This is a genomic window from Halobacteriovorax marinus SJ (assembly GCF_000210915.2).
GTDB lineage: Bacteria > Bdellovibrionota > Bacteriovoracia > Bacteriovoracales > Bacteriovoracaceae > Halobacteriovorax > Halobacteriovorax marinus.
Genome location: NC_016620.1, coordinates 2,748,633 through 2,770,429, shown reverse-complemented (window position 1 = coordinate 2,770,429; position 21,797 = coordinate 2,748,633). Strand labels below are relative to the sequence as shown.

The window sequence follows — 21,797 nt, the reverse complement described above, 5'->3', positions numbered from 1 at the left end:
TAATAGATAGGGGAATATAAATGATGTTAGGTGATTATCAAGAAATTAGAGATATGGTTTCAAAGTTTGCCGATACTGAGGTTGCACCACTTGCGGCAAGTATTGATAAGAATGAGAAAATACCAGAATCAATTGTTAAGCAATTAGGCGAAAATGGATTCTTAGGTTCTTATGTTCCTGAAGAATATGGTGGAGCAGGTATGGACTACACGGCCTACTCTATAATCGTAGAAGAAATCTCTAGAGCTTGTGCTTCTACTGGTGTTCTTGTTTCTGCGCACACATCACTTTGCGTTTATCCAATTCTTAACTTTGGAAATGAAGAGCAGAAGAAGAAGTATCTTCCTAAGCTTGCTTCAGGTGAGCATATTGGTTGTTTTTGTTTAAGTGAGCCAAATGCAGGTACAGATGCTGGTTCTTTAATAACATTCGCAGAAGATAAAGGCGACTACTACGAAATCACTGGGACAAAGAACTTTATTACAAATGGTAAAGAGGCCAATATCGCAGTAGTTTTTGCTAAGACAACTAAAACGGATAACTATAAAGGTATCTCTGCATTCATCGTTGAAACTGATACTGCTGGTTATGAAGTAATGAAGTGTGAAGATAAGCTTGGTATTAAAGGTTCTTCAACGGCTCAGATTTCATTTGATAAAGTAAGAGTACCAAAAGAGAATCTTCTTGGAACACTTGAAAAAGGTTTTGGAATCGCAATGAATACACTTGATGGTGGAAGAATTGGGATTGCTTCTCAGGCCCTAGGAATTTCTCAAGCAGCTTTTGACTATGCTAAGAAATACTCTAATGAGAGAGTTCAATTTGGAAAGCCACTTCATGCTCTTCAAGCAATTCAATTTATGCTTGCTGATATGAGTACAAAAATTGCTGCTTCGCGACTTCTTATTTGGGAAGCTTCAAGAAGAAAAGATAATAATGAAACATATTCTCTTCAATCAGCTCAGGCCAAGCTATTTGCTGCTGAGTCTGCAATGTGGATAACTACTAAAGCTATTCAGGTTTGCGGTGGTAACGGTTATACGAAGGAATATCCAGTAGAGAGATTCTTCAGAGATGCTAAAATTACAGAGATCTATGAAGGAACGAGTGAGATTCAGAGAGTTGTAATTGCAGCTAACGAACTTAAAGATCTTAAGTAAATCTTGCTGATTATTATCAATAATGATACGAATATGACTTATAAAAATTAAGAATGAAGCCCTGTGTAAAACAGGGCTCGTCTTTTTTATAGGAAGTCTACTTTGTTAAAAAAGATCCTGGAGAATATAGGAATGGCCAAAAAGAAAACAGCTAAAAAGACTGCAAAAAAAGTCGCGAAGAAAACTGCTAAGAAAACAGCAAAGAAAACTGCAAAAAAGACTGCCAAAAAAGTTGCGAAAAAAACAGCAAAGAAAACTGCAAAAAAGACGGCGAAGAAAGTTGCAACTTCTTCTGTAAAGAAGAAGGCGGCGGCGAAGAAGGTTGCAAAAAAGACGGCGAAGAAAGTTGCGAAAAAGACAGCGAAAAAAGTTGCAAAAAAGACAGCGAAAAAAGTAGCGAAAAAAGCAGCTAAAAAAGTTGAGAAAAAAGCAGCTAAAAAAGTTGCAACTTCTTCTGTAAAGAAGAAGGCGGCAGCGAAGAAAGTTGCAAAAAAGACAGCGAAGAAAGTTGCAAAAAAGACAGCGAAAAAAGTAGCAACTTCTTCTGTAAAGAAGAAGGCGGCGGCTAAAAAAGTAGAGACTTCTTCTGTAAAAAAGAAGAGTGCAGAGTCAGCAGCACCAAAGAAGAAAACTTCATCTAAGAAAGAAGCTAAGGCCACAAAAGTAGAAGTAGCAGTTGAAGAAGAAATTGAAGAAGTTGTAGAAGTTAAGCCTAAGAAGTCTTCAAAAGAAGACTTGGTAGAAGCAAGGGATCAGCTAACTGAAGAAATAGTTTCATTAACAGATGATTTCTCATTAAATGAAATCTTCACAGCTATCCAATCGTTGAGCTTCTTTACAGAAGATACTGATGAGTGTTTAGAGAAGAATTGTGATAACCCTGTAACTACGCTTGGTTATTGCCGCTACCACTATATTAAGAATTGGAATGAAATTAAGAGAAGAAATTCAATCTTAGAAGAAGGGAAGCTACAAGAGTTTATTGAAGAGCTTGTTGCAAAGTATCCTCTAAAGCATCTTGAATCAATCCTAGAAGATCTAACTGATGAGAAGTCATTCTTTGCAGTTCTTAAGGATCTTGGAATTGATGCTGATGAAGTTGATTTTGATCTTAATGACGATAATGATGACTCCGAAGATCAAGATATTGCCTACGAGCAGACTAAGAGCTCATCTTCAAAGAGCTATTTAAACGAAGAATAATATGATGGCCTCGGAAAAACCGAGGCCTTTTTATTTGAACTAACAAAATAATTCCTACCTAAATTCAATTGATAATTCTGTGCTACTATTTACTTATGTTCATAAATTAGGAGTATAAGTGATTCTATTAAAAGAGATGACATCTGATCAATTTAAACAATATGGAGAGTTTTCTTATAATAACTTTCTAAAAGAGATGTCTCTAGCCACAAGTAAGAAAATTGAAGATATTAAAGTTGAATTAACAGAGAACCAAGATCAAAATCCGGTCACAACAAATGCTTCTAAAGATTTATGGAGAGTTGTTGAATTTGAAGGAGAAGAGATTGGTTATATTTGGGTTCAGCTTAATTATGAGTCGAAATTGGCCTTTGGCTTTGATATTTATATCGATCCTGACTTTAGAGGAAGAGGGCTTGGACGCCTAGTGATGAATCAAGGGCGAGACCTATTAAAAGAAAAAGAAATTTCAAAAATTGAGATATGTGTATTTCATGCAAATGCTGTGGCAAGAAGTCTCTATGAGACACTTGGTTTTACAGAAGAAAAATTCAATGAAGAGACGCAACAATATCATCTCTTCATGAATATATAGTTTATTGATTGAGAAGGTTGTCCGCCATTATGTGGAGGGCAATATTCTCTCTTGAAATCTTATAGAAAAATCTATGACCTTTAAATTCTGCTTCCAGCCACTCTGCTTGGTAGTCATCCCAGTCTTCAGTAGCGAAGTAGATATCAAAAAACGCACCAATTGAGTCAACTAAATCATTAAGCATTTTCTCTGGTTTTGTACTCTCTTCAAGATCTACAGAAATAAAATAACTCACAGAAGCGGCTCTTTCGTCAGCAGTATCGGCCAATGTGGCTATGAGAACAAATTCATTAGGGTAGGTTGATCCGTAGACTTCGAACCTCTTATCCATCTGTTTACAGTGACTTCCGTACACATCATTTAGAAGATTGCAGACTTTTTCAGTCCACTCTTTTGGAAGAGCAATTGCCTGACTATTTTGTTCTTTTCTCGATAGCATTTATTACCTCTTTGAAGCTTTTCTATTGGAGATTTACACTATATAGAGGCAAGGAGCAAGGCGATTATGCGAAGTCTAATCTCAAGAAATAAACGAATTAAAATTATTGTTCATCAAAACTTATCTGCAGAGGATTCGTGGGATGATAATTGTCTTGAGTTTTCTCATATTGATAGAGATGAGCTAATCCTTTCTCGAGCAATCAATATTAGTCTCCTTGATAAAATACAATTTGTAGAAATCTTCTTTAAAATTGCAGGCAATTGGAAGAAGTATAGAATTTCAGATTTCAATCCAATTTTAGAATATAAAGACAAGTCTATTGTAGATCGCCTTTCTTTTCACTTAGAAGAGAGGGAGCAGGTGGACTTTGATCAAAGCTTTCGCATTGCAAGATGTTGCTGATTAGCCCATGAAGCTTACAAATTTAAGTAAGCTATGGTTTAATACTTCGACTTTAACAATGCAAAAGGAGACACTATGTCAGTTTACATACTATCGGGAGCGAGAACTCCTAGTGGAAGTTTTTTAGGATCATTATCTAGTGTACCAGCGCCTAAGCTTGGTGCTGCAGCTATTCAAGGTGCCGTGACTAAGGCAAATGTAGATGCTTCAAAAGTAGACGAAGTATTTATGGGTAATGTTATTACAGCTGGCGTAGGACAAGCTCCTGCAAGACAGGCCGCTCTCTTTGCTGAGCTACCAGAGTCTGTTCCTTGTACAACAGTTAATAAAGTTTGTGGTTCTGGGCTTAAGACAATTATTATGGGCGCTCAATCAATTAAGTGTGGTGACAACTCAGTAGTCGTTGCTGGTGGAATGGAGAATATGTCTTTGGCCCCTCACTTAATTATGAACTCTAGAACTGGAGTTTCAAAATTTGGTGGTGCAGAGATGAAAGATTCTATGCAGTGGGATGGACTATGGGACGTTTATTCAGACAGACCAATGGGGAATTGTGCTGAAGAGTGTGTTTCAAAATTCAACTTTACACGTGAACAACAAGATGAGTTTTCAATTGAGTCTTTTAAGAGAGCTCAAAATGCAGCTAATGAAGGAATCTTCAAAGAAGAGATTGTTCCAGTAACGATCAAAGGTAGAAAGGGAGACACTATTGTTTCTGAAGATGAGGGTCCATTCAAAGCAAACTTTGAAAAGATTCCTGCACTTCGTCCTGCGTTTGATAAGAATGGAACGATTACAGCGGCCAATGCCTCAACAATTAATGATGGTGCAGCAGCTGTGGTTTTAGGCGGAGAGGAATATAAAGATCAAGCAAAATTTAAGATTCTATCTTGGGCTTCTCATGCGCAGAATCCAACTTGGTTTACGACTGCTCCGGCAGGAGCAATGCAGAAGGCACTAGATAAGGCCGGACTAAAGATTGAAGACATAGAGTTATTTGAAATCAATGAAGCTTTTGCTGCAGTAACTATGGCGGCGATGGAAGAATTTAAAATTTCTAGAGATAAGGTAAATGTCTTTGGTGGTGGTGTGAGCCTAGGTCACCCAATTGGTTGTTCAGGAACGAGAATAGTGGTTACACTTATGAACGCTCTTGAAAAGAAGAATGCTAAATACGGTATGGCCGCAATTTGTATTGGTGGCGGAGAAGCACTAAGCTTAATAGTAGAAAGAATGTAAAATTAACGAGAGAGTTTTTAAATGAGTACGACAGCAGGGAAGCAGGTCGCAAAGAAATCAGGAATGAGAACATTTAAGGCGGGTGAGGCGATATTTGCGCAAAACGATCCCGCTGACTCTCTCTATATTATTCAAAAGGGTCAAATTAGACTTTATATTCCTAAGGGAAGAGGTTTTGTTGATCTCGCCATTCTAAGGGCCGGAGAAGTTATTGGTGAAATGGGATACTTCGACGAAAAGGCCAATCGTAGAAGCTGCTCTGCCGCAGCACTTGTTACGACAGAGGTTATTGAAATTTCCTATAATGCCTTTGGAAAAACGATGGCCGGCCTCAACCCATGGTTTAAGACTATCATTAACACTCTTGCAGATAGACTTAGAAAAACAAATACAAAAGTTAAAGAATTAGAAAGTAACTCTGTTGGGAGAAGTACAGACGGTGGTGTGGGTTCCTATGTCTTCTTTCATTCTACAGATATTATAAAGTTCCTTTCAACTTTCTATCTTATTTTAAAAACTCATGCTGAGCTAAAAGATAATAAGATGGAAATTCATATGAATAAGTTGAAGTTCTATATGTTCGACATCTATAACTTTTCAGAAGTAAAGTACGAAGAGTTTATGAGAATTTGCACTGACCTTAGTATGGTTGAAGTTGCAAATGATCCTGATGGTTTGCCAAAGCTTATTAGAGTCTCTAATGTGGATCAATTCAGACAGATGTTGGTATTTTTTAATACGCAACGTATGACCGAAGACGCAAAGAAGATAAAAATTTCTAAACGCTGTGAAATTCTTCTCGGTGCAATCCTAAGACAATTGGCCAAAGCTGGACTAGATAAAGAGAAAGGGCAGGCGAATATATCATCGATACTAAGTGACTTTAAAGAGCAAAAGGTTATGATTTCTGACGAAGATATTAGAGATGCTGTTACTTGTAAGCTCTGTGAAGACATCTTAGTTGGTGAAGGAAATCAACTTACTTCAGTTGTAAACTACTCAAAACTTAAAAAATTATATCCGTCTATTCGTATGATGAATGCCGTTAAGAAGGTTAATGACGAGAAGTCAGGAAATAACTAGAAGGAAAACCTTCTAGTTAATTTACTTGTCCTGTTGAGTGGTATGTAACATCACAAGTCTGACTATCTGTATAGACCACACTTGGATCAAGCTTCACAAAGTATCCCGATCTATTGACCGCAGGAGTTGCTTCAGAGAAGTCACTCGCAGATTTAATTCTAATATTCTTACTAGAGAAATATCTAGGAGAGCTTCCTGACTTTACTAAGCTCCATTTTGAGTTCGCAATTTTTACACCGTTTATCTTCACTTCGATACTACTCTCTAATGGTTGAGAGCTTAGGTGGCAATATCCATAGTAGGCGGCAGGAGCGTTATAAGTAACTCTTAAACAACTTGGAAAAATAACTTCACCTTCTCCAATAAGTTCAATCATATGTCCTGTATATGGCTCACCAAGGCTTGGATGATATCTCGTGTTCTTATTTACTTGTTTACCAATATAACTAAATTCATCACTCTCAAGTTGTGTACCATTATTTCTAAAGACTCTAATTGAACTAGGTTCAACTTCTACATTTGTCCCTGCAACTGGCCAGTAATTATATCTATGCTTGATCACTTGGTCTGCAATTACACTATTCACTTGATCAAAAATATTTGAAAACGAGCTGACAGATAAGTTTGTCCAATCGCTTTCACTATAGTTTTGAGAGATCGCAATATTTCGAGAGATCTTTCTGTAAGCAAAGCTTCCACTTGGAGTAATACTTAAAAATCTCATCATAGAAGCATTGAGTTTTGGAACTCCACTACAATTTGTAGAGTATGATGAATATGAGTTTCTATAGCTTCCGTTATAAGTCCCTCCCTTTAAGCAGAGGAGGTCGTGTGTGATACCGTTTCCAAGTTTTTCGGCTTCGTTCTTATTGGAACCATAATCATTTTGAACATAACTATCATCATCTTCATTTGAAAGAAGAACAACAATAGTATAAGCATTTGGTCTAAAGATTGAGTTGTTCATATTATTCTTAATAAGATCTCTTGCTCTTGCTCCACCTGCTTCAGCAGCTCCAGTTGCCAGTGGTAGACTCTCAATTACTGAGACAGCACTTGATTTTGAAATATGTGTCACTCCAGATGGTGTACTTCCAGCACGACTAAAGAAATATGTATTATTATTTCCTGAGCCAACTAGCGGAGCAATCATCACCTGATAGTCAAAGCGGTCAGAGATATAGTTAAGGGTATTATTTAATGCAGCTTTCTTATCTGGGTGAATATAATTTGTAGATGTTGAATTATCCCAGAGGAATAGCAAATCAACAGGTGGCCTAATCAATGTATGATCAGAGCAAACAAAGGTACTTCCTGTTTCAACAGGATTAGTCTGAACCGATGAGTTTTGCTTGCCAACTCCAAATTGTTCTTCGTTACAAGAAATAAAGAGTAGGGGTGCTAATAATATTAGTATCCATTTTCTATTATTTTTAATCATATTGACCTCAAAATAATTCTTATCTTTAGCTTATTCGGAGACTTTTTAAGAAAACTTGAGCGAAGATGTAGGGTTTGTTCATATTTTAGGAAAAAAATCCACCAATGACACAAGATTTCAATGAGTTAAAATTAAATAGTGTATTAATAAAATCTTCGGAGAATGAGAATGACGAGTTGGTATTATGTAGAAGGAAAGGACCGTGTTGGACCAGTTGATGAAGCTAAATTAGCAGAGCTTTTAAAGGGTGGAACGCTAGATTCTGAGAGCTATGTATGGACCAAGGGCTTTGATAATTGGAAGAAGTTTAACGAGGTCAGTGAACTTGAATATTTACTAAGTGAAGACGCTCCATCAGAAGTTGTTCAGAGTGACTTTGACTGGAATGGTGTTTCTAAGTCTGAAAAAATATTCATGATTAAAATTGGAATTGATAGAGGTTCGCAAGAGGTCGAATATGGGCCATATAATCTTGATGAATTATCACAGGCCTTTGCAGAGAAGAGAATTAATGAGAAGACATTAATCTATGTTCCTGGTCAAATGAAAGAGTGGATTTTCTTGGCCGACGTTCCTATCTATGAACAACTCTTTAATACAATGCCTCCTGTAATCGATGAAATAGACAGGAGAAAGAATCTAAGAAAACCTTTTGTTGCAAGAATGTTCTTTCATGATGAAGAAGAGTTCTTCGAAGGCGTTTGTCGCGATATTTCAGTAGGTGGTTTACAGATTCTTGTTTCAAACTTCCCTGGCAATGTTGGTGATGAAGTTTCGATGAATGTTCACCCTGATAATTCAGACTACTGTTTCACTGCCAAAGGTGAGATTGTAAGGTTACTAGACGGTGGTCAAGGATTCTCACTAAGATTTATGACTCTAAATGATGAAGCAAAGAGCTCAATAGAGAGTTATGTTAACAAAGGCTAGTGAGAAATTTAACTTTCTACAAGTTAACTCCTATAACTTAAAGTCTCACTCAAAGGGTGAGAGTCTCTATGTAAAAGAGTGGAAGAGTACTAAGAAGAGAGTTCTCCATCACTTCATTATTTTACATGATATTTGTGATCATCATGGAAGATATGAGCCGCTGGCCCAGTATCTATGGGAAAAATTCGAAGAACAGATTGATATAACTTTCATTGACCTCAAAGGGCATGGGTTAAGCTCTGGGACAAGATCCTATGTGAAGAACTTTGATGAGTATATTGAAGACTTACATTTAATTTTAAAAGATGATGAATCATTCGAAACAAAGAAAGTCTTAATAGGACAGGGGCTTGGTGGCTTGATTGCTCTATCCTACGTTCAAAAGTATGAGCAGATTGCCCGTGAACATATAAGTTCTATTGTTCTTAGTAATCCACTTCTTTATCTAAATATTGAAGTGCACGAGCTCTATGAGAGTATTTTAAAGAAAATTAATAAGTATGCTGGAAAAGTGAGGTTTCCTTATAAGATTAAGGGAAGTGACTTAAGTACAGATAGAGTTAGGATTGAAAGTTATAACTCTGACCCTCTAATTAATCACTATATGTCTATTTCACTAGTAGAAGAAATAGTAAAAAAGAGTAAGCAATTATTAGATTATTCTTACTTCTTAGATATGCCTCTATTGATGCTCCTTAGTAAACAAGACTTTCTTGTGAACTGGAGTAAGAGCTCACTCTTTATGAAAGGAATGCCTAAGAGTTTAGCAAGTGAGAGAGTTTATCCTCATTCTGCACACGATTTATTCAACGAAAAAAATAGAGACAAGGTCTTTAATGATATTTATAATTGGATAAGTGATATCCATAGGTAAAATATGAAAAAAATAATTCTACTTCTAACATTTCTCATTACATCATGTTCATTAACTGGACGAAATCTTGTTCAGGAAAATGAATTTGAATTGGCCGGTGGTTCAAAGGGAGAGAAAGTTTGGAAGGATGAATTAAAGATGAAAAGAATTTCTTGGTATCAAGAAATGACTATGGTTTTTGATGTACTAATGGGGGAGGTCACTGAAAGTTCTCCTTTCTATAATTGGTTTTCAACTTCAGAGAAAGTTTCTCTTAAAAGGTGTGAGAAGAGCTACTTAGCAATTTATTACTCTAGTGCCAGTGAAGTGATTTCAAAAAAGAGTTTCTTAAAGCAAGCAAAAGCGCAGGGCTATGATCAATTTATTCTCAATGACTTTACAAGTGCTTTGAAGTTACATCCTCAATATATTGCCAATTCATTCCAACTTTATGATGTTGCTATTCTTTGTTCAACTTCGAGTTTGAATTCTCCTCTTAAAGTAGAATTCCCTAATTTCTCGACAATTTCTTTTTAGGTTAATTGACCTATTTTAGGCTTAACTTATTGTAATTATTCTCTTTGTTGAGAGAGACTCTTTTGGTGTTTCAGACATCTTTTTCCTCAAGAATTTATGTGAGAGTCCGATATAGTATTTGAAAAATAGTATAATACATTGGCTATTATAAGGTTTATATTGTGGATAGAGAAAGATTTGGACGTTATTTAATTTTAGATCACCTCATTGATGGAGGGATGGCAAAGATTTGTAGGGCGCGTTTCCTTGGGGAGCAGGCCGATAAAGTCGTTGCGATCAAGATGGTTCAGCCACAGTTTTCTAAAGATGAAAACTTTAGAATAATGTTTATGGACGAAATTAAAACTACTTTCGGATTATTGCATCCAAATATTGTCCAAACATATGACTATGGTATGCATCAAGATCAACTCTTTGTTGCAATGGAATATTGTGATGGTCGAAACCTTAAAGAGTATTTAGATAAGTTAAAAGAAAGAAAGTTTGTATTTCCTGTAGAAATTTCGGTTTATATCATTACTCAGGTTTGTCAGGGGCTTCACTATGCTCACACATTAACTGATAAACTTACAGGTAAAGATTTACAGATTATCCATAGAGATATTTCTCCCCATAACATAATGTTGACCTTTGATGGCGCCATTAAGGTAATTGACTTTGGTATTGCAAAGACTGAAACCAATTCAGAGGCAACTCAAGCGGGGACAATTAAAGGGAAGCTTTCTTATCTTGCACCAGAGTATCTTGAAGGTCATGAACTTGATCCAAGGTATGATGAATTTGCTGTGGGGATTACTCTATGGGAAATGCTATGCTCAAGAAAGTTATTTAAGGCATCTAATGATCTAGCTGTACTTAAGAAGATTCAGGAATGTAAAATACCTGCACCTTCTACTATCAATCCAAACGTTCCTAAAGAGTTGGATGAGATCGTTATGAAGGCCCTTCATAAAGATAGAAATAAGAGATATGAAAACTTAGATCAGCTAAATAGGGCACTTATTAAGTTCCTATTCTCAACTTATCCTGATTTTAACTCTTCAGATTTAGGTTTCTTTGCAAAAGAGCTTTTTAAAGAAGAGATAAAAAAAGATAGAGAGAAGTTATTTGAGTATGGAAAAATTGATCTAAAGCCATACTTAGATGATCTTAAAAGAGAGCAAAGTGGTGGTGGAGCAGCTCCTGCGGAGAGTAGTTCTGGAGAAGCGGCACCTGCAGCTAAGGCTCCGGCTGAGAGGAAAGAGCAAGTTCTTGACTTTGGTTTTGAAGAAGAAGAACCGGCTACAAAAACAAGAACAAGGGCAAGAAGAGGACAGACGAAGTCTAAGGTTGATATTGATGAAAAATTTGGACACCTGAATGATGGAACTCAGGAGCTTTCAATTGGTGCATCTAAAACACGTACTACCAGAAGACCTATGGAAGGTACGAAACGTATATCTAAGCCAGATCTTACTAAAACAAAGAGAACTGGAACAAAGACTAACGTTAGAAAGGTAAAGAAGAAAAAGAAAGAAAGTGGATTACTTACAAAGGTTGCATCTATTGCAGTTCTCGGAGCTGGTCTATACTTTGGATATACAAATATGGGAATGGTGAAAGAGCTTGTTGGATTAGAAGTTCATTCTGATACAGCAGTTCACACTCAAACACAAAGAGTTCCATCTTCTGATATTGAAAGTGAAGCAGTTTCAAATGTAATTAGAGAGAGTGCTGGAGAAGCAACGATTACTCTTAAAGGCTTTAATAAGCATAAGCAACATGTCTTTGTTGATGGTAAGCAGACGAAAGTAGATTTCTTGAACTCGTTTAAAGTTACTACAGGAAAGGTTCACTGGATTAGAATAGAGACTTCAGGTCGAGAGCATTTTATTAAGAAAATCTCTCCTGCTGATGGAGATAATGAGAACATTGAAGTTACAGAAACAAACTATCAGCCTTACGGATATTTAAGAATGTCTAGAAATTGTGCTCGCGGCAGTATTAGTTTTAATATGTTTGGTGAACCAAGAGAAGAATCTCTACCATTTAGAGGTAAGAGGGGAATTCCTTTTCCAATCAGTACTAAGAAGTCTGAAAGTGGAGAGCCAACAGCTCATAGTATTTACTTTAAGATGGGTAAACAAAATATCGAAAGAAAGATTGATTTTGAGCTAACAGAAGATTCATTTGTTGATTTCTGTGAGCTCATACTCTAGAAAAACCTTTGAACGGCCTCATAGTAAATCAAGGCCCCATTAATAATTAACATTAATAGTACGATTCCATAGCTTATAAAATTATAGGCTGTGGAGTTAGTATATTCTCCCATTACATCAGGGTCATTACACAGGTTGATAATAAATAGTAAGATAATAGGAATAAGTACACCATTTATAACCTGTGTCCAAATGAGTATATTGAATAAATCAATTCCTGGAATAAGTATCATCGCTGCTGCAATGAGAATAAGTAGAGTAAAGATCGTAAAAAAGTTTGGTGCTTCCTTGAAAGTCTTATCTACTCCTGACTCCCATCCCATTCCTTCACAGACATAGTAGCTAGTTGCAAGGGGAAGAAGAGCTGCTGAAAAGATAGAAGCATTAAAGAGGCCAATACCAAAGAGAATACTGGAGTATTTACCAGCTAGAGGCTCTAAGGCCCTTGCCGCATCAGCGGCAGTGTTGATCTGAACTCCTGCACTATGAATTGTTACCGCACAACAAATGATGATAAATATAGTAACCATCACCATAAATAAACAACCAACAATAACGTCTAGTTTTGAGTGCCATAAGTGCTTAGTCGAAATTCCTTTTTCAACTACAGCTGATTGAATATAGAATTGCATCCAAGGTGTAATGGAAGTTCCAACAAGGCCGACAATTAACGGCATATTCTCTGATGTAAGAACATCAAAGTCGGGAATGAAGGTTGCTTTGGCGACCTCTCCCCAGTCTGGACCAATAATAAATCCAGAGACAATATATGAAAGATAGACAGCACAGCCAGCAATAAAAATTCTCTCAACTGTTTTGTAATTTCCTTTTGTAATTAAGAGCCATACAAAGAGGGAACACAGTGGAACAGAGATATATTTGGATATTCCAAAAATCTCTCCAGCAGAAGCGATCCCAGCAAATTCGGCCATGGTATTACCAAGATCTGCAAAAATTAAAAGGAATAAAGAATAAAAGGTAACCTTGAGTCCGAACTTTTCTCTAATGAGATCGGCGAGACCCTTTCCAGAGGCAATTCCCATTCGAGCAGACATCTCTTGCACCATTATGAGAGCGACAGTAATAGGCATTAAGGTCCAAAGAAGTTTAAATCCCGTCTTAGCACCAACGAGAGAGTAGGTTGCAATACCACCAGCATCATTATCAATATTAGCGGTGATAATACCTGGTCCAACTATACTGAGTAATATTAATAGCTTTGTATAAAATGAAGGAGAACCTTTCTTTTCGACTTTATCGCTCATTTAATAACCAAGGTAGTAAGTCATCAATCGAAATCATTCCAAGAAGTTCATTCGATTCATCGATAACAGGAGTGTAGATTAAATTATACTTACTCATAAAGCTGGCCACTTCTTTCCAGTGAGCGTCAGGCTTGAGTGTTTTTATATCTTTTGTATTCATGATCTCACCAACTTGAATATTTTCTTTCTGAGTGATGAGTTGCCTAAGAGAGCAGTGGCCAATAAGTTTATGGTCAGAGTCTACAACATAAATAGCGTAAACAGTCTCAAGGTCTTCATGTTCTTCTTGAATTTTCTCTAAAATATCTACCTTAGTATCGTTCTTATTTACGTAGAGATACTCCGTGGACATAAGGCCACCAGCGGTATTTTCTTGATAAACGAGTAGCTCTTGAATTTCTTCAAGAATTTCATCATCTTCAATTCTTGAAATAATATCTTCGGCCCTCTGTCCACCGATCTCATTTAAAATATCGGCAGCGTCATCTGTATCCATTTCTTCAATGATATCAGCAGCTCTTTCAGGGTCTTCATTTTTTAAGAGTGTTGCCTGGAGTTCATCATCAACTTCAGATAAAGTTTCAGCAGCTGTCTTAGCATCGAGATTGTTGAAAATAATTTCTCTACCATGGCTATCTAGATCTTCTAAGATATCAGCTAAATCAGCAGGGTGGAGCTCTTTTATATCTTCATTAGATAAATTTAATTTTACAGAAGACTGAATACTCTTGTTTGGAATAGCGTGTACATACTTCCAATTGATGAGAGTCTCGCTTGAGAGATATTTAGACTTAGGTCTAACCATTCCTACAATTTTATCGATTGCTGGCTCATAGCCAAGTCTTCTCATCATTGAACGCAGTCCTATTGCTGCATGAGTGACTCTTAAATTACTTCCAGCTTTAATCATTTGAATATCATTTACTCTTACAACTTTCTTTCCAGCTGTATCGACAATTTGTCTATCCAATACAATTTTACCTAATGGGGGATACTCTACAGTATCTCCTATGAATTGATTGGCGAGAATTGGTGTAATGACTTTATTAGTAGTTGCTTTTGGATAAGTTCTACTTCTTCCGTGAAAGCTATTATTCTTAACAATGATTTTCTTATGTGAGTATTCAATAATATCATTCCATGAAATATAAAATGATTGACCTGATCTTTTAAATTGAACCGCTAGGACAAGAGGGTAGACCTCTTCATAATCTACAAAGAAGTCACAAAGCTTTCCAAGCTTAACTCCATCCTCATTTACAATCTTTGTTCCAAGAGCATTAGAGAAGTGAATCTGAATGTCATAGAAATTCTTAAATATACTCATTAGTCTTCACGCTCTTCGTTTCTCTTGCTTTGTTTGAAAATATTATTCTTTCTCATGTTGAGAAGTCTAAGAATTTCTGAAGCTGTCTCTTCAATTGCTTTATCTGTGACATTAAAAATAGGCCATCTCTTATTTTCACTAAAGAGGTCATTCGCCCATTCAAGCTCTTCAATGACTTTACTTTGTTCGGCGTAGTCACCAGTATGATTAGAAGCTCCAAGTGTTGTTAATCTCTTTCTTCTAATTTCCAATAAGGCATCGGGATTAATTGTTAATGCGAATATTTTTCTCTGATCAATTTGAAAAAGAGATTCAGGAATTTCCGTTCCTTTTATGAGAGGAACATTAACAACTTTGACTCCGTGTTGACTTAAATAGACTGAGAGGGGAGTTTTACCGGTTCTCGAAATTCCAATAAGAACAACATCAGCAAGGCTTAAAGTTTCTAAATTTCTTCCGTCGTCATGATTAAGAGTGAATTCCATGGCGGCCACTCTCTTAAAGTAGTCATCATTAACTGCATGAAGTAGACCTGGTTCTGATTTAGGCTCTTGTTCAAAGTAATTGGAAAAAGCAGTCAAGGCATGCCCGATAAGATCTAGTGCTCTAACGTGACGATTTCTAGCTACATCGCCAATATAATCTCTAAGCTCACTTGTTACAATGGTATAGATAATTAAATCGTGATGAATTGCTGCTTCTGTAAAAATTGCGTCTACTTGCTCTGTCGTTCTAACATTTTTAAAACGAGTAAAGTAAACTTCTCGATCTGGAAATTGAGTCATAATCGCTCTGGAGATCGCTGTTGCGGTCTCTCCCGTTCCATCGGAGATAATAATTATTTTTAACTTTCTTGGAAGAGATGCCATAAAAATTCCTTTGCTTAATTTTAGCAAATTTAATGGTTTAACAAAGGATTGAGAAAAAAAATCCTACTCTTCTTTTATCGCTGAAAGGGTGTGGTTGACTATTTTATTCTTGTCATCGATGGGGTGAAAAGTTGCTTTGGGGGTGACCTTTTTAAAGAAGGTTCGTTGAGACTTAGCTAGCTGTCTTGTGGATATGGCAATGCGCTCAATATAGTCTTGTTCGGAGTCAAATTCTCCATTAATAAATTGTATTGTCTCTTTGTAGCCAATTGAGCCAAGAGGCTTTTCACTTCCGTCAAAGCCAGATGCCAGAAGGTTTTTAACTTCTGCTACAAGTCCATTGGCGACCATCTCTTCGGTTCTCTTTAGAATAATCTTCCAATGCTCTTCCTTAGGAAGATCTAGATATATGTGGATGATATCAAAGTCTTTTAGTCGATTTATAGTAAAATCATAAGGATTATTCTCATCACTCTTTTGTTTCTGTTGGCTAATGGGCTCACCAGTCGCCATAAGGTGCTCATAGGCCCTAATATTTCTGTAGTGGTCATTTTCGTGAAGCTGATTAAAAGAAGCAGGGTCTCTCTTTTCTAAGATTTCTCTAATGAAATGAATTCCTCTCTCTTTATATTCTTTATCTATTTTATCTCTGAGATCCTCAGAGATAGGGTTAGAGTCATACATTCCCTTTACGAATGCACGAATGTAAAAAGCGGAGCCTCCAACAAAAATAGGGATTTTATTCTCACTTACTAGCTTTGAAAGTGTACTATCGGCGCGAGAGAGGAAGTCGGATGCATTTAGCGGGCTACTTGCACTGACTATATCCACTAAATGATGCTCAAAAGTTTCGAGTTCTTCTTTAGATGGTTTGGCAGTTCCAATACTGAGTTCTTTATAAAAGAGAAGTGAGTCAAAGTTAACAATTGCTGAGTCTAGTCCTTCTTGCTTGAGGGCATGGGAGAGCAACATACTTGTAGAGGTCTTTCCTGAGGCAGTAGGTCCTGAAATGATAATGATTTTATTTTTCTTTGTACTCATTTAAATAGCTTTTCCAAAGCTTCATTGTCTAAGTTAACAATGGCCTTTGAGTTAAGGGCCTGTGCTAATGTATATCGTTGTAATATATAATTAATCGCATAGTCACTTAAAAAGAATTGAGAGGGATTAAAATCTTTTATAGTTTCGTTAAGTACTTTTTCAAAATTATCTGGATTCAACGAACTTTGTTGAAATATAGTGAGAATATCACTTAGAACTTCTCTAATATTGAATGAGTCAAAGCAGTTAGGGATTGTTCTTAGAGCGTAGGTAGATTCATCAAGCTTATCTAGTTCTAGTCCTAACGTTTTTAAAAAGTTGGCAAGCTTATCTATTCCCTGGTGTAGTTGGAAGGGCTCACTAATTAAAAGAGGAGTTGTCTTAGCTTCATCATAAGGGTAGTTCTCTTTCCAATTATCTATCCAGTATTGAATAAAGAGAGCAAAAGAATCGATCATGAACTTCTTAGAGTTTTCATCCGTTAGAAGTAGGTATCGCTCATTTAATCTACTCAAGAAAGTCGCGCTCTCTGTGTTAGATAATGTGGGTAGTACACGAGAACTTGGCCCATATGAAACTGGATGATTACTTTGTTCGCTATAAGTACTAAATGGACTTTGAGAGAACATTTGAACACTTTGCTCTTTTGCTTGGTCTCTATTAAAGAGTTCATTTTGTGGAGCGACTTCTTCTTTGAAATTCTCTTCTATAAACTTCTTTATACTGGCTGAAACTAGAGAGAATACAATATTTGCTTTGAAAAATTTAACTTGCGTCTTATTAGGATGAACATTCACATCGACTTGAGTAGGGGGAACATTGAGCATCACGCAGTAGTGACCAGTTTCTCCAAATGGCCAAACTTTTTCCATCGTTCGAAGAATGGATTGATGGATTTGTCTATCTGTGAAGAGTCTGCCATTTACAAAAAGATACTGGGACTTTCCAGCATTTCCTTTGCTCGTATGAGCAGAAGCAAAACCTCTTACACTATGTCCTTCGTATTCCCCTTCAAATTCGTAGAGCTCCTTATTAGGAGAATTCTTTGGAAGAATGATTTCTCTTATACGATCAGCTAGTCGAGTGTCTTCAACAGGTTTAAAAATATTCTTATCTTTATCATCCCATTTCACAGAGAATTGAACTTTAGGATTGGTAAGAATGAAAGCATTGATCACTCTCTTTATCGCGTTCTTCTCACTAGTTTTTGATTTGATAAATTTCAATCTAGCGGGAGTATTAAAGAATAAGTCTTTTATAAAAATAGATGTTCCCTGCTTGCGAGAGGCTAGAGGTGTATGGGACATTTCCTTGGCGCCATGAATGACAATCTTTCCACCCTGTTCTGGATTATCTATAGGTGTAGATGAGCATGTAATCCTAGAGATTGCGGCCATGGAAGCAAGGGCCTCACCTCTAAAGCCAAAGCTATAGAGGTTGTATATATCTTCAAATCTTTCAATCTTTGAAGTTGCGTGTCTACAAAATGCGTAGGGGAGGTCTTCAAATAGAATTCCGTCTCCATTATCTTCGATGGAAATAAGCTCTAGTCCATTTTCAATTATTGAAATTTTAATATTCGTAGAGTTTGCATCGAGAGAGTTTTCTAGGAGTTCTTTAACAAGAGAGGCCGGTCTTTCAATTACTTCACCGGCCTTGATTTGATCTATTAAATGCTCTGGTAAGAGATTTATCTTATGCTGTTTTTCTTCTAAACTCATTGTGCTCGATAGAAGTTCACTTGATTTCTTCCACCTTCTTTTGACTTATAAACAGATTCATCTGCTCTCTTAAAGAGTTCTGTACCTGAAGTCACACCTTGACGGTAGTCGGCCACTCCGATTGAAGCAGTAACTGGAAGAATCTTTCCTTCATAGTTAAAGTCATGGTCTTGAACTAGCTTTCTAAGTCTTTCTGCAATTTCAAAAGACTGCTTTAAGTTAGTCTTTGGAAGTAAGATTACAAATTCCTCTCCACCATATCTAGCGAAGACATCATTATCTCTAACTCCGCCACCTCTGATAACATCAGCTAATTCTTTTAATACAAAGTCTCCAGCATCGTGACCATAGTTATCATTTAATGATTTAAAGTGGTCTAGGTCAAAGAGAATGAGTGATAGAGGATCACCTGTAACTTTTGACTTCTTAACTTCTAGTTCGATTCTATTGTTGAAGTATGTCTTATTATAACAACCTGTATGTCCATCAGTATTGGCTTCCATACTAAGCTTGTCATAAGTTAGTCTCTCAGGATCTCCCTTAGGAAGAAACTTAAGGGCCATACTACCAAGCTTGATCATGTCACCTTTGTTTAAGGCAACTGAACCTTCGATTTTCTTATTATTTAAAAAGGTACCATTCTTAGAACCAGTATCTTCAACCGACCAATTATCATCACCTTGATTTACAACTTTAAAATGGTGTCTAGAAATTCCATTAAACTCTAGAGGAATGCTATTATCAGCATTTCTTCCACAGGTAATTTCATTTTGATCTAGATCAAAAATTGTTCCATTCAAATCTCCACCAACTACCAATAGGGCGGCTGGCTTTTGTTGTGCTTCATTCTCTGCTGAAGCAAGTGCTGCTTTAATGTCGGTTAGTACAACTGTAGAATCGTCACTCATTTTTATACCTTTCTTCTTATCAATATCTGAAAAAATAATGAATTTATATGTAGTTAACTAAACTCAATTCTAGCCCCAAGGGCCATTTTATACAACTGCTTACATAACTTCCTAGTTAATTTTTAATCTAGAAGCCTTTGGCCAATTTCTCGTAAGCGTACACCTTTCCAAGTTCAACACCTGGCTGATCAAATGGATTAACATTTAAGTAATGCCCCATTAAAGCAGTCAAGCTTTCAAAAAAGATTATTAATTCACCCATAGCTTCGGCGTTATTTTCAATAATCTTGAAGTGAATATGTGGACGGCCATTTTCTTTTAAGGCCTTTATCGTACCATAAAGCTCGGCCTTCATGAGGTCTGCTAGTGTATGGGAAGATAACTTATTGAATGATGGATAATCTAAATTGGAGTTGAGTGAGAAATCACAAGAAAATTTCTCGACTTCCAATAAAAGAAGGCACTTATCTAGTGGTCCTTCCATAAAGAGCTGCATCTGTGAATGTTGATCTGTAGCTCCATACCCTGGAATAGGAGTGAGCCCAGTAAAGACTTCTTCTCCATCATTGTCTAATCTCTTGCCTAAACTTTCGGCCCATAATTGTGTAAACCAAAAACAAAAGTCTCTAAGTTTAGAAGAGTAAGGCATGAAGACCGTTTGAGTGATATCAAAGTTTTTTAAGTCATAGAGAAATGAACAAGTATTGAGGAGTTCATTATTTAAAACGTCTTCACTTAGACAATTCTCTCGAGATTTGCTCGCACCATCTAAAAGCTGATAAATATCAATATCAGCAAATAGGGCAGGAAAGAGGCCAACAGGAGTGAGAACACTAAATCTTCCACCGATATCTGAAGGAATCTCTAATGTTGTTATTTTGAGTTCTGTAGCAAGATCTAGAAGAATGCTCTTCTTAGGGTCGGTTGCAAAAATAAATTTCTTACTCCACTCTTCCTGATTAAGTCCCTTGTCTTCAAGCCAATTTATAATGAGGGCCATGGCCGCGGTCATTTCAGCTGTTCCCCCTGACTTTGAAACAAAGTAGAAGATTGAATCATTTGGATCAAGACCTTTTAATTGGTCAGCAATTCTCTCGGGATCTATATTGTTGATGAACTCAAAACGAGTATCACTCTTTCCAAGAGCAGTGATAAGCATTTCAGGACCAAGAGAACTTCCTCCTATTCCAACGTGAATAAAGTTCTTTGCACCCTTATACTTCTCATAAACTTCTTCACATGCCTTAGCGTATTTCTGGGTTTGCGGAAGATCAAAGAATCCAATTGCTGGATCTGCGATGATTTTCTTAAACTCTGATAGCTTCTCTCGTAGGAAATCTTCACTAAAGAGATCTTCATCTCTGGCGATAGGACTTGTTAATTCAATATTCATTGAGCATATTCCTTTTTTAGACATCTACCTATGACGACTTTTTGGATTTGGTTTGTACCCTCTACAATTTGGAGTACTTTAGCGTCTCTCATAAAACGCTCTACTGGGTATTCACTTGTATAACCAACTCCGCCTAAGACTTGAACAGCGTCAGTTGTAACTTTCATTGCCGTATCTGTGGCCTTAAGTTTTGCCATACATGCAACTTTTTGATTCTTGATTCCATTATCAAAATTTCTAGCGGCTTCCTCAACCAGTAGACGAGAGCACTCAACTTCTGTCGCCATGTCTGTCATCATAAATTGTAAACCTTGGAAGTCGAAGATTGCTTGGTTAAATTGCTTTCTATCAAGAGCATACTTAACAGCTTCGTCGAGGGCCCTTTGGGCAAGACCTACGGCAATAGATCCAATTGTAATTCTTCCTCTATCAAGAGCGCTAAGTGCGATCTTAAATCCCATACCTTCTGTTTGCAAAAGATCTTCTTCTGGAACAAAACAATTTTCAAAAACTAATTCGCGAGTAGGGGAAACTTTCCACCCCATTTTATTTTCTTTCTTTCCGTATGAGAAACCTTCGGCTCCATCTCTTACGATGAAAGCAGAAATTCCTTTATGACCTTCCTCTCCAGTTCTTGCCATTACAATATAAGTTTTGGCAATACCACCAGAAGTGATCCACATCTTTGTACCATTTAAAATGTATCCACCTTCAACTTTCTTTGCTGTTGTTTTTAGTGCAGCAGCGTCTGATCCTGAGTGTGATTCCGAGAGTGCGAATGCCGCGATTTCTTCACCACTTGTTAGGGCCGGAAGATATTTTTTCTTTTGCTCTTCATTACCAAACTCAGCGAGAATTGATTGAGACATTGTAGAAACTGAAAGAGTGACAGCATAAGATACAGATGACTTCGCAAGTTCACTTAAGACAACACAAAGGTCTTGGTAACTAAGTCCAGCACCTCCGTACTCTTCGGGAATTGTAACTCCTGCAACACCTAGTTCTCCAATTTGATTGTAGATGTCCATTCTAAAGTTTTCATTACTATCGTCTTCCTCCATATGAGGTTCAATTTTATCAAGACAAAATCTCTTGAGTTGATTTGATAATTCGACTTGTAATTCACTTAACACGTAAGTTCTCCCGACTAGATTTGCATTTTAAGATAGAGGGCATACTAGCAAAAAACT

20 protein-coding genes are annotated in these 21,797 nt (G+C 36.8%); 10 read left to right on the top strand and 10 right to left on the bottom strand.

Features of this window, described 5'->3' with window-relative positions:
- Positions 1 to 20 precede the first annotated feature (20 nt).
- From BMS_RS13195 to BMS_RS13185, 3 genes are all read left to right on the top strand, one after another.
- Positions 21 to 1,160: an acyl-CoA dehydrogenase gene (locus BMS_RS13195; RefSeq protein ID WP_014245320.1), complete on the top strand. Its 1,140-nt coding sequence runs from the start codon at positions 21 to 23 to the stop codon at positions 1,158 to 1,160.
- A 132-nt stretch (positions 1,161 to 1,292) separates the two neighbouring features.
- On the top strand, positions 1,293 to 2,363 hold the full coding sequence (locus BMS_RS17750) for a hypothetical protein (protein WP_197536769.1): 1,071 nt from the start codon (positions 1,293 to 1,295) through the stop codon (positions 2,361 to 2,363).
- A 118-nt stretch (positions 2,364 to 2,481) separates the two neighbouring features.
- Entirely contained in the window at positions 2,482 to 2,958 is a 477-nt protein-coding gene (locus BMS_RS13185) for a GNAT family N-acetyltransferase (RefSeq protein ID WP_014245318.1), read from the top strand.
- Between the two features lies 1 nt (position 2,959).
- Here BMS_RS13185 and BMS_RS13180 read toward each other — a convergent pair whose 3' ends face one another.
- On the bottom strand, positions 2,960 to 3,397 hold the full coding sequence (locus BMS_RS13180) for a hypothetical protein (RefSeq protein ID WP_014245317.1): 438 nt from the start codon (positions 3,395 to 3,397) through the stop codon (positions 2,960 to 2,962).
- A 66-nt stretch (positions 3,398 to 3,463) separates the two neighbouring features.
- On the opposite strand from BMS_RS13180, the gene BMS_RS13175 reads away from it, so the two are divergent.
- The 3 genes from BMS_RS13175 to BMS_RS13165 all read left to right on the top strand — a co-directional run bounded on the left by BMS_RS13175 (position 3,464) and on the right by BMS_RS13165 (position 6,124).
- Complete coding sequence (locus BMS_RS13175) at positions 3,464 to 3,802, top strand: hypothetical protein (protein ID WP_014245316.1); 339 nt, start codon at positions 3,464 to 3,466, stop codon at positions 3,800 to 3,802.
- A 75-nt stretch (positions 3,803 to 3,877) separates the two neighbouring features.
- Complete coding sequence (locus BMS_RS13170; RefSeq protein WP_014245315.1) at positions 3,878 to 5,041, top strand: thiolase family protein; 1,164 nt, start codon at positions 3,878 to 3,880, stop codon at positions 5,039 to 5,041.
- 21 nt (positions 5,042 to 5,062) lie between these two features.
- Positions 5,063 to 6,124, top strand: coding sequence for a Crp/Fnr family transcriptional regulator (locus tag BMS_RS13165; RefSeq protein WP_044557615.1), 1,062 nt, complete (start codon positions 5,063 to 5,065; stop codon positions 6,122 to 6,124).
- A 16-nt stretch (positions 6,125 to 6,140) separates the two neighbouring features.
- On the opposite strand, the gene BMS_RS13160 is transcribed toward BMS_RS13165, so the two are convergent.
- Positions 6,141 to 7,565 carry a hypothetical protein gene (locus BMS_RS13160; protein ID WP_014245313.1) on the bottom strand — a complete coding sequence of 475 codons (1,425 nt, stop codon included), beginning with the start codon at positions 7,563 to 7,565 and terminating at the stop codon, positions 6,141 to 6,143.
- Between the two features lie 168 nt (positions 7,566 to 7,733).
- Here BMS_RS13160 and BMS_RS13155 point away from each other — a divergent pair, with 168 nt between their 5' ends.
- The 4 genes from BMS_RS13155 (at position 7,734) to BMS_RS17120 (ending at position 12,083) form a co-directional block, all read left to right on the top strand.
- The gene (locus BMS_RS13155) at positions 7,734 to 8,495 is read left to right on the top strand and encodes a GYF domain-containing protein (protein WP_044557614.1); all 762 of its coding nucleotides are present in this window, start codon (positions 7,734 to 7,736) and stop codon (positions 8,493 to 8,495) included.
- Positions 8,479 to 9,369: an alpha/beta fold hydrolase gene (locus tag BMS_RS13150; protein WP_014245311.1), complete on the top strand. Its 891-nt coding sequence runs from the start codon at positions 8,479 to 8,481 to the stop codon at positions 9,367 to 9,369. Before BMS_RS13155 ends, BMS_RS13150 begins: the two co-directional genes overlap by 17 nt.
- Positions 9,370 to 9,372: 3 nt before the next feature.
- Positions 9,373 to 9,885 (top strand): hypothetical protein, encoded by a 513-nt coding sequence (locus BMS_RS13145; RefSeq protein ID WP_014245310.1) that lies wholly within the window; start codon positions 9,373 to 9,375, stop codon positions 9,883 to 9,885.
- Between the two features lie 161 nt (positions 9,886 to 10,046).
- Positions 10,047 to 12,083, top strand: a complete 2,037-nt coding sequence (locus BMS_RS17120; protein ID WP_014245309.1) for a serine/threonine protein kinase — start codon at positions 10,047 to 10,049, stop codon at positions 12,081 to 12,083.
- Here the strand turns inward: BMS_RS17120 and BMS_RS13135 are convergent.
- From BMS_RS13135 to BMS_RS13100, 8 genes are all read right to left on the bottom strand, one after another.
- Positions 12,080 to 13,348: an Nramp family divalent metal transporter gene (locus BMS_RS13135; protein ID WP_014245308.1), complete on the bottom strand. Its 1,269-nt coding sequence runs from the start codon at positions 13,346 to 13,348 to the stop codon at positions 12,080 to 12,082. The two genes, BMS_RS17120 and BMS_RS13135, sit on opposite strands and share 4 nt — an antisense overlap.
- On the bottom strand, positions 13,338 to 14,675 hold the full coding sequence (locus BMS_RS13130) for a magnesium transporter (protein WP_014245307.1): 1,338 nt from the start codon (positions 14,673 to 14,675) through the stop codon (positions 13,338 to 13,340). The genes BMS_RS13135 and BMS_RS13130 overlap by 11 nt, the downstream gene beginning before the upstream one ends.
- Positions 14,675 to 15,544 carry a pyruvate, water dikinase regulatory protein gene (locus BMS_RS13125; RefSeq protein WP_014245306.1) on the bottom strand — a complete coding sequence of 290 codons (870 nt, stop codon included), beginning with the start codon at positions 15,542 to 15,544 and terminating at the stop codon, positions 14,675 to 14,677. The genes BMS_RS13130 and BMS_RS13125 overlap by 1 nt, the downstream gene beginning before the upstream one ends.
- 63 nt (positions 15,545 to 15,607) lie before the next feature.
- The gene (gene miaA / locus BMS_RS13120) at positions 15,608 to 16,585 is read right to left on the bottom strand and encodes a tRNA (adenosine(37)-N6)-dimethylallyltransferase MiaA (protein WP_014245305.1); all 978 of its coding nucleotides are present in this window, start codon (positions 16,583 to 16,585) and stop codon (positions 15,608 to 15,610) included.
- Positions 16,582 to 18,306 (bottom strand): DNA mismatch repair endonuclease MutL, encoded by a 1,725-nt coding sequence (gene mutL, locus BMS_RS13115; RefSeq protein WP_014245304.1) that lies wholly within the window; start codon positions 18,304 to 18,306, stop codon positions 16,582 to 16,584. The genes miaA and mutL overlap by 4 nt, the downstream gene beginning before the upstream one ends.
- Entirely contained in the window at positions 18,303 to 19,214 is a 912-nt protein-coding gene (locus tag BMS_RS13110; protein WP_014245303.1) for a GGDEF domain-containing protein, read from the bottom strand. The genes mutL and BMS_RS13110 overlap by 4 nt, the downstream gene beginning before the upstream one ends.
- 127 nt (positions 19,215 to 19,341) lie before the next feature.
- Positions 19,342 to 20,607: a glucose-6-phosphate isomerase gene (locus BMS_RS13105; RefSeq protein WP_052590697.1), complete on the bottom strand. Its 1,266-nt coding sequence runs from the start codon at positions 20,605 to 20,607 to the stop codon at positions 19,342 to 19,344.
- Positions 20,604 to 21,740: an acyl-CoA dehydrogenase family protein gene (locus BMS_RS13100; protein ID WP_044557613.1), complete on the bottom strand. Its 1,137-nt coding sequence runs from the start codon at positions 21,738 to 21,740 to the stop codon at positions 20,604 to 20,606. Before BMS_RS13100 ends, BMS_RS13105 begins: the two co-directional genes overlap by 4 nt.
- Positions 21,741 to 21,797: the final 57 nt, after the last annotated feature.

Coding starts and splice junctions, on each gene's coding strand:
- BMS_RS13125 (WP_014245306.1), bottom strand. CDS start 15,544: ATGGCATCTCTTCCAAGAAAGTTAAAAATAATTATTATCTCCGATGGA.
- BMS_RS17750 (WP_197536769.1), top strand. CDS start 1,293: ATGGCCAAAAAGAAAACAGCTAAAAAGACTGCAAAAAAAGTCGCGAAG.
- BMS_RS13150 (WP_014245311.1), top strand. CDS start 8,479: ATGTTAACAAAGGCTAGTGAGAAATTTAACTTTCTACAAGTTAACTCC.
- mutL (WP_014245304.1), bottom strand. CDS start 18,306: ATGAGTTTAGAAGAAAAACAGCATAAGATAAATCTCTTACCAGAGCAT.
- BMS_RS13155 (WP_044557614.1), top strand. CDS start 7,734: ATGACGAGTTGGTATTATGTAGAAGGAAAGGACCGTGTTGGACCAGTT.
- BMS_RS13110 (WP_014245303.1), bottom strand. CDS start 19,214: ATGAGTGACGATTCTACAGTTGTACTAACCGACATTAAAGCAGCACTT.
- BMS_RS13105 (WP_052590697.1), bottom strand. CDS start 20,607: ATGAATATTGAATTAACAAGTCCTATCGCCAGAGATGAAGATCTCTTT.
- BMS_RS13175 (WP_014245316.1), top strand. CDS start 3,464: ATGCGAAGTCTAATCTCAAGAAATAAACGAATTAAAATTATTGTTCAT.
- BMS_RS13135 (WP_014245308.1), bottom strand. CDS start 13,348: ATGAGCGATAAAGTCGAAAAGAAAGGTTCTCCTTCATTTTATACAAAG.
- BMS_RS13130 (WP_014245307.1), bottom strand. CDS start 14,675: ATGAGTATATTTAAGAATTTCTATGACATTCAGATTCACTTCTCTAAT.
- BMS_RS13165 (WP_044557615.1), top strand. CDS start 5,063: ATGAGTACGACAGCAGGGAAGCAGGTCGCAAAGAAATCAGGAATGAGA.
- BMS_RS13170 (WP_014245315.1), top strand. CDS start 3,878: ATGTCAGTTTACATACTATCGGGAGCGAGAACTCCTAGTGGAAGTTTT.
- BMS_RS13160 (WP_014245313.1), bottom strand. CDS start 7,565: ATGATTAAAAATAATAGAAAATGGATACTAATATTATTAGCACCCCTA.
- BMS_RS13195 (WP_014245320.1), top strand. CDS start 21: ATGATGTTAGGTGATTATCAAGAAATTAGAGATATGGTTTCAAAGTTT.
- BMS_RS13145 (WP_014245310.1), top strand. CDS start 9,373: ATGAAAAAAATAATTCTACTTCTAACATTTCTCATTACATCATGTTCA.
- miaA (WP_014245305.1), bottom strand. CDS start 16,585: ATGAGTACAAAGAAAAATAAAATCATTATCATTTCAGGACCTACTGCC.
- BMS_RS13180 (WP_014245317.1), bottom strand. CDS start 3,397: ATGCTATCGAGAAAAGAACAAAATAGTCAGGCAATTGCTCTTCCAAAA.